The sequence below is a fragment of the uncultured Gimesia sp. genome (assembly GCF_937910335.1).
Classification (GTDB): domain Bacteria; phylum Planctomycetota; class Planctomycetia; order Planctomycetales; family Planctomycetaceae; genus Gimesia.
In genome coordinates this window covers 1-7,604 of sequence record NZ_CALEMX010000509.1, presented here as the reverse complement: position 1 = coordinate 7,604, position 7,604 = coordinate 1, and the positions used below count along the sequence as shown (strand labels likewise).

Sequence of the window (7,604 nt, the reverse complement as noted above, 5' to 3'; positions counted from 1 at the left end):
AATTAAGTAGCCGATTTTCTACTTTCCGTACAGTAGACTGCCAGAATTTCCATTGCTAGTCTTTCTTTCGTAGTTTACGGAACCGGCATTCTTTGTGCTGGTGTGACATTTTACCATCCGATACGGAAAGACTAGGAAAAGGATCATGACTATAAGACCATCAAGGAACGTCGTTTTAGCAAGTCTATTTTGTCTATTGTTTATTCAACCAGTATCTTCTGAGGAATTGAAAAAAAGCGAACATGACTGGCTGATCAAACACCCTACGATCCAGAAACTATTGAAGCTGCATAACGTAGAACGAAAGCGAAATGGACTTTCAGCGCTGACTTTGAACACAAAAATGTGTTTAAAGGCACAAGAACATGCAAGCTGGATGGCCGAAACCGGGTATTACCAGCATAGTAATTTACCCTGGCCTGAAATTATCTTTCAAGGTCCTACAACAGCTGCATCGGCTGTCGATGGCTGGATTGCCTCACCGGCACATCATTCCATCATGGTGACGGGTTCACAAGTTGGATTTGGTTACATGGTAATAAATGGCAGTCACTACTGGGTTGGTGTCTTTCAATAAGAACTGAGGATTCTCTGTGAGTGAAGCAGGGACCGCCTGTTAATGTCAATAAGGCTGATTTTGGTTAATGGTAAGTCTAAACATAACTTGCTTTTAAAACCAAAATCAGCCTTGTTCTATTTGCCTCAGTCTGCCACAATCTGAGATCAGTAATCGATGTGCTTTCTTCTTTTTTATTGGAAGAGGCCTCCTAATCTTTAAGTGATTTTTCCGACTTTTCAATGGAGTAAATTGAAGGAATATCCATGTATTTAGTTTCCCGCCTGAGTCCGTTGCTTTTGACCGTCTTACTCTCCTTACTTCTCACCGGTTGCCCAGGGCCTTCTTCCGATAATGGGGAAGAGAAGTCAGAATCATCTGAAAAATCAGAATCGACTGACGGCACTCCTCCTGAAATATTGCTGGAACCGTTTGATGCACCCAAACTCGCTGACCTGGATGCAAACGTGGAATGGGAAAAACAACCCGTTCTTGACAGTATGGATCTATTACGTGAACGACAAAGTAAAGAAAAGCAATTAATCAGCGTCGCTGATGCTCTCAAACTCAAAAACACAAATCAGGAGATCAATGAAAAGATCCTGAGTGCTTTGGGCAGGCTGCCTGAAAATGATGAAGAAGTCAACTGGGGCGCCACCATCAATCGCCATGTCGGGGCGGATATGAAAAGTACGAACCCAATTATGGGAAGTTCCGCTGTGGAATTTGAGGTTTCTTCACTGACTGGTTTTGGGTTATTCAGTTTTGATTGGAATTTCATTCCTTTTGCTGTTTCCGATACTGTAGTTTCGTGGCAATCCAGTAAAGACAAGCTCTATGACAAAGTCGTACTTCGTGATGATCTGACCTGGTCAGATGGTGTGCCCATCACGGCACATGATATTGTATTTACTTTTCAGACCATTATGAATCCGAAAGTTCCGGTGCCTGCCGTCAGATCTGGCACAGATCAGATCCGCTGGATTCAAGCTTATGATGATCAGACACTGGTGTTTTTTCACAAAGAAGCGCTGCCCACCAATGTCTGGAATCTTAATTTTCCGATTATCCCCAAGCACATCTATGAAAAAGAATTGAAAACAGACCCGACTCTTCAGGATAGTGAATATCATGTGAAGCACGAAAATAATCCTGTTACCGGTGGTCCCTATGAGTTAGAGGAACGAGTCCGGGGGCAGGAAATTGTTTTGAGGCGGCGAGATAGCTGGTATATGCACGATGGCAAAGAGGTCCGAAGAAGACCCTATTTCGAACGCGTGCGTCTGAGAATCATTCAGGATCCGAATACGGCCTTATTGGCATTGAAAAAAGGGCAAATTGATGAGATGGCTCTCAATCCTGAATTGTGGAAAACACAAACTGAAAACGATGATTTTTATAAAAACTGTACCAAAGCAAATGGTTTGGAATGGGTCTATTTCTATTTTGGGTGGAACTGCAAGACATTATTCTTTGAGGATAAGCGGGTTCGTCAGGCGATGTCTTATGCCTTTAATCATGACGAAATGCTGAAAGAGCTTTGTTATGGTTTATATCAGCCATGCACCGGCGTTTATCACGAAACCGCCTGGATGTCTCCAAAACCCATGACGAAACCATATAAGCAAGATCTGACTAAAGCCGAAAACTTACTGGATGATGCCGGATGGATTGACCATGATGGTGATGGAATCCGTGACAAGGAATTTGACGGAAAATTTATTCCGTTCCAGTTCACGATCATGACTACTACCAGGCCTTTATCGCTTTCGATTTGTACTTTACTCAAAGAAAATCTGGAGCAGATTGGCATTCTCTGTGATGTCAAACCGACCGAGTTTACGGTCATGCAGGAAAAGTCAAGGAAGCATCAGTATCAGGCTATGTTCGCTGGATGGGGAACGGGAACTGATCCGGATACTTCTGTGAATTTGTGGAAGACGGACGCGGGGCGTAATTACGGTCAATATTCAAATCCTGAAGTCGATAAGCTTTTCGAAGAAGGACGTCGTGAATTCGACAAAGACAAACGCGCCAAGATTTATGGGAAAATCCATCAAATCCTGTATGAAGATCAGCCCTACACATGGCTTTATTTCCGAAATTCGTTCTACGGTTTCAATAAAGATTTGAGAGGCTATGTATTCAGTCCACGTGGACCTTACGGGTATGGACCGGGATTTGGAAGTCTTTGGAAACCTGTCAGCAAATAGCTGGTTGAAACATTTTGTTTTAACATGGAAGGCGGACCAGGTTTCATACCGGATAGCCTTGGAAGTCATTACATTTTTTGTTGATTCTGTTAATGGATTGATTCAAAAGCATGTTCAGCTATCTAGTGCGAAGGCTTTTCATCGGGTCGATTACCCTGGTATTGATTACGTTTATCATTTTCGGTTTGATCCGCAACATGCCCGGGACACCAATCTCTGTCAATATGGCGATGATTGATCCTGGCAAAGAGTTGAGCAAAGCCGATGAAGAACGCATGAAAATAGCCTATGGGTTGGATAAGCCCTGGTACCAATCCTATGGAGTATGGGTGCAAAATGTACTTCAGTTAGACTTTGGGAGGTCCATTTCAAGAAAGCAACCTGTGGCCCGACTGATCAAAGAGCGCATCGGCCCCACCTTAATTTTATCATTGAGTTCTCTGTTTCTCACGTATCTATTGGCGATACCCATGGGCCTGTATTCCTCGGCAAGACAGGGAAAACTTGACGAAAGCATTGTCGGCACGATTCTGTACATGCTTTACTCTTTTCCCAGCTTTGTAGCAGCTCTGTTTTTACAGATCTATCTGGCAAATTATTTAGGTTGGTTGCCCCTGTATGGAATGAAAAGCGATGGCTATGCATCCATGACAGCAGCTCAACAAACCTGGGACATTTTCAAACATGCTTTGATGCCGGTGATTTGTTACACATATGGCAGTCTGGCATATTACAGTCGTTTTATTCGTGCCAATATGCATGAAGTTATGAGACAGGATTATATTCGAACGGCTCGTGCAAAGGGGTTAGGTCCCATAACGGTATTAGTCAAGCATGGTTTTCGAAATACGTTTATTCCTCTGGTTACATTAATTGGATTAACACTGCCTTCGTTGTTAGGAGGTTCTGTGATCATCGAACGAATCTTTAGCTGGCCGGGAATGGGCCAATTATATTTTGAATCGATTCTGGAAAGAGATTACCCTACCATCATGGGACTGACATTAATGTTTTCCATATTAACATTAGCCGGGCAACTTCTGGCTGATATATTTTATGCGATGGCAGACCCACGAATCAAAATTGCAGACCATTAATCGCGTTTCTTAGAATCGAATAATTGATCTTTACCGTGTTCCTGTTTTGAATCAACAAAATTATGATGCAAGAGAAATCTGAAGAAAAACCTGAATCTACTTCACAACAGAAGAGCGTAAAAAAGTCCCCCAACTTCTGGGCTGAAACCTGGCAACGTTTCAAGGGACGAAAAATGGCTATGCTGGCATTAATCTACATTGGCTTTTTAGGTTTTGTAGCCGTCTTTGCTCCTGCAATAGCTGGTACAAAACCAATCATATGTAAATATAAAGGGCATATCTATTTTCCGGCATTGGGTTACTTTCGCCGTGAATGGGAAAACCCGATATTTCAAAAAGATAAATTTCGAAATCGCTATCCTGAAAATCTACAGAAAAAAGACGCTGATAGCTGGGCGATCTGGCCTTTAGTGTATCAGGATCCGTATCGCCGCATTTATGATGATGAATGGAAAGGCTTGCCAGGCAATCCAACACAAGAGACTGGCTCCCCCAGTCTCCGGAACTGGTTTGGAACAGATCAGCGTGGTGTCGACGTGTTTGCTCAAATGGTGCATGGGACAACGATCGCCTTATTGGTCGGCTTTGTTTCTATGGGCATTGCTGGAGTCATTGGAATCATTGTGGGAGCTTTAGCTGGTTTTTATGGGAAATGGATCGATATGGGACTCAGTCGCCTGATTGAGGTCGTCATGTGTATTCCCACCTTAATTTTAATTCTTGCGATTATTGCCATTATTGACTCGCCTACTATCTGGCATATGATGGCCATTATCGGCTGCACTGGCTGGACGGGTATTGCACGTCTGGCGCGCGCAGAATTCATGAAGCTGCGCGAAAGTGATTTTGTTCTTGCAGCAAAGACGACGGGAGTCGGTCAATTTCGAATTATATTTCGTTACATCCTGCCCAATTCATTAGCGCCTGTTCTTGTTCCAATCACTTTTGGAATTGCGGCTGCCATTCTGATTGAAAGTGGTCTCAGCTTTCTGGGATTTGGTGCACCACCACCCAATCCCAGTTGGGGGACGCTGCTCAATCTTGGACGGCAAAACCTGCAAATGTGGTGGTTGATCTTCTTTCCAGGTATGGCCATTTTTCTGGCAGTTCTGGCTTATAATCTGATTGGCGAAGGATTGCAGGAAGCCTCTGATCCGCGACTGCGGGACGCATAACCATTACTTCATTTTTTCATGCGGTTTTTCGTTCAATAGAGCAGATTCAAAGGTGGTCAACTTTTCTTGAATCTCATCGAATTGTTGTTTTTCCAGTGGATGATTGCCATATCGGACTTCATAAAACAGTTTTGTAAAGAACTCCGGATACTCAACGATTTGCGACTGACTTAATTCTACATTCAAGTCAACGCTGATTTGATCGGCAAACTCTTTTTGGGTTTCAGACCGGGATCGAACAAAGCCTTTCGTTGCAAGTAAGGATTGATATTTTTCGTAAAATGCAACATTGGCTGAATTGACAGCATCTTGAGATCGCATTTTTTGACGGAAAATCATTCTGGCTAATTTGATACTCATACGTAGCAGCCATTTTACAATAAAAAACAGACCTGTAATGATAAAAACCGCTGCGCCGCCTTCCCAACTAAACCAGCGACGGGGCGACAGTAAAAAACATTTGATTGATGCTAGAATTTCTGACATTGTTGCGCGAATATAAATCAACCTGTTTTTGAGTTTCTTCCCTGTTCTGAGTAACGGATCATAAAAAGACGTTTTTTGCCGTTGGTAGGAGACCCCCACAACATATTCCGACCAGAACTGGGACATCATTTTTGAGATGCCTTTCAGGTTGCTCAATGAAGGAGCGTTTTGTGCGACGCTTTCGGCTCTTGCTAAAGTCGGTGTGGCATCCATCGTTACCCAATGATGATCTAGATATGCTTCCACCCAGGAATGTGCATAACGCTGTTGCACTTCGAATTGATGAGATAAATATTTCTGTTCTCCTCCTTTGAATCCAGTGATGACGCGCGTTGGGATATCGATGGCTCTTAACATCAGGGCCAGAGCAGAAGCATAGTATTCACAGTGCCCTGATTTGCGATTGAAGAGAAAATCTTCAACCGGGTCTATGGTGGGATCATGAATTGACATATTGAGTGTATAAGTAAATTCACCTGAATCACGTAAATGTGATTCAATTAATCTGGCTTTTTCAGTGTTTGATTTTAATTCCGGGTGAGATGCTATTAATTCCTTTGTATACCGAATGAGATTTGCAATATCGTCGCGAGGTAATCTCAGATAATCTATTTCTTCGAAGAGAATATTCATTTCGAGATTGTCAGCCGGCTTTTTTGCTGTCAGTACACTATACTTCGTACTTTCTCCTTTTCGAGGTTGAGATTTCTGTCTCACTGCCAGAGTATCTTGATTGACAACGTTTCCTGAATTACGCGGCATATCCATCCCAACAAACGGTTGCATGAGAAACAATACTTTTGTTCCGATCGATTCCAGGATAATTTCCTGCCGATAGAGTTTGTCTGTATTTAGTTCTATGGAATTTAAGAGTCGCCTGTCATAATCCATCCTCGCTCTCGTCCAACTGCCATTCTGATATGTTGAAAGAATCGCGCCACGGAAGAGAGGTTCATCCAACCCGAATTTATTAATAAAATCATTAACAGAAACCGGTTCGTCCGTTTCGTTGTCGTATATCGCCAATTCCAAGACGCGTTCAGAACTTTCAAGGATTTCTCCCATTTCACCCAGTTGTACTTTTTCAGAGAATCCAACCATTGGTTGACGACTTGCGGCGAGAGTCTCATTATCAAAATAAGTACGATTGGCCCATAATCGCGGTATGAGTAAAAAGAAACACATTGATATGAATAAAGCACTAATCGAGCAAGCAATCGTTGCAAAGAAAAATTCTCCAGTTAGCCACTGTCGGTTTTGGTCAGCTTGAACTCCACCTCGAACCTGACTTGTCAAACGAAATGGCGAAGTAACATCGCCGGCGACTGTCATTTGTGGGATCGTTCCAGAGGTTTCTTCTTTGTAGAAGGTATTTCGAATTCGGAAGAGTGAAAATACAGAAAGAGTCCAGATCGCCAAAAACAAGTAAACTACAAGTAGCAGGCCGTAATAACCAGATTCGGTCAGAACTGATCCAACCGCAATCTGTAAAAAACCTAATGCAGCAAGCCACCAGTATTGCGTCTCTCCTTTTTTTTGCAGGAGAATAATCCAAGTCAAATACACTAAAAAATGTGCACCAGCCAGCAGGCGGCCTTCGATATCTGAGATAAATTCATTACAGACAACCAGGAATGCTAGCAGTCCTAAGATATTGCCCCAGAGAGGACTCAAACTGAATTTATTCCAGCGGTCGGTAAAAAAAAGAGTCAACAGGCCTAAAGGAATCGTCAACAGTTGTGGAAAGACTCCACCTTCCGCCATCATAAACATGATGCTTGATAAGGCGACAAGAAAATAGATACTGAATTGAAACGTAAATGTTAAATTCACAAGCCATGCTCTACTAGATAATAATTCTATCAGGTGAAATCAGTCGATATCTAAAACGAGCCAGCGCGAAAGAAGTTCTGGATCAGCTTCGATTGCTCTCCATTGTCCATTCATCTCAAGGCCTCGTTTTTCAAACATTTTGTGTAAGTGAGTACGTTTTCCTGAATTACTTTCTTTTCTGGTTGTAACCATGACGGTACGTGATCGAGGGGTACTCGCTTGTGAGATCAATTTAGCAAATTCA

The 7,604-nt window shown here is 42.7% G+C and carries 6 protein-coding genes; 4 read left to right on the top strand and 2 right to left on the bottom strand.

What is annotated here, in order from left to right; all coding sequences use genetic code 11:
- The first annotated feature begins 145 nt into the window (after nt 1-145).
- The 4 genes from Q0668_RS20975 (at nt 146) to Q0668_RS20960 (ending at nt 5,041) form a co-directional block, all read left to right on the top strand.
- On the top strand, nt 146-577 hold the full coding sequence (locus Q0668_RS20975) for a CAP domain-containing protein (protein WP_298868214.1): 432 nt from the start codon (nt 146-148) through the stop codon (nt 575-577).
- Between the two features lie 245 nt (nt 578-822).
- Nucleotides 823-2,769 (top strand): peptide-binding protein, encoded by a 1,947-nt coding sequence (locus Q0668_RS20970; protein WP_298868212.1) that lies wholly within the window; start codon nt 823-825, stop codon nt 2,767-2,769.
- A 110-nt stretch (nt 2,770-2,879) separates the two neighbouring features.
- The gene (locus Q0668_RS20965; RefSeq protein WP_298868210.1) at nt 2,880-3,866 is read left to right on the top strand and encodes an ABC transporter permease; all 987 of its coding nucleotides are present in this window, start codon (nt 2,880-2,882) and stop codon (nt 3,864-3,866) included.
- Nucleotides 3,867-3,928: 62 nt separating this feature from the next.
- Nucleotides 3,929-5,041: an ABC transporter permease gene (locus tag Q0668_RS20960; protein WP_298868208.1), complete on the top strand. Its 1,113-nt coding sequence runs from the start codon at nt 3,929-3,931 to the stop codon at nt 5,039-5,041.
- Between the two features lie 3 nt (nt 5,042-5,044).
- Here Q0668_RS20960 and Q0668_RS20955 read toward each other — a convergent pair whose 3' ends face one another.
- Nucleotides 5,045-7,360: a DUF3488 and transglutaminase-like domain-containing protein gene (locus tag Q0668_RS20955; protein ID WP_298868206.1), complete on the bottom strand. Its 2,316-nt coding sequence runs from the start codon at nt 7,358-7,360 to the stop codon at nt 5,045-5,047.
- Between the two features lie 39 nt (nt 7,361-7,399).
- On the bottom strand, nt 7,400-7,604 hold a 205-nt coding region (locus tag Q0668_RS20950; RefSeq protein WP_298868204.1), incomplete at its 5' end, for a hypothetical protein.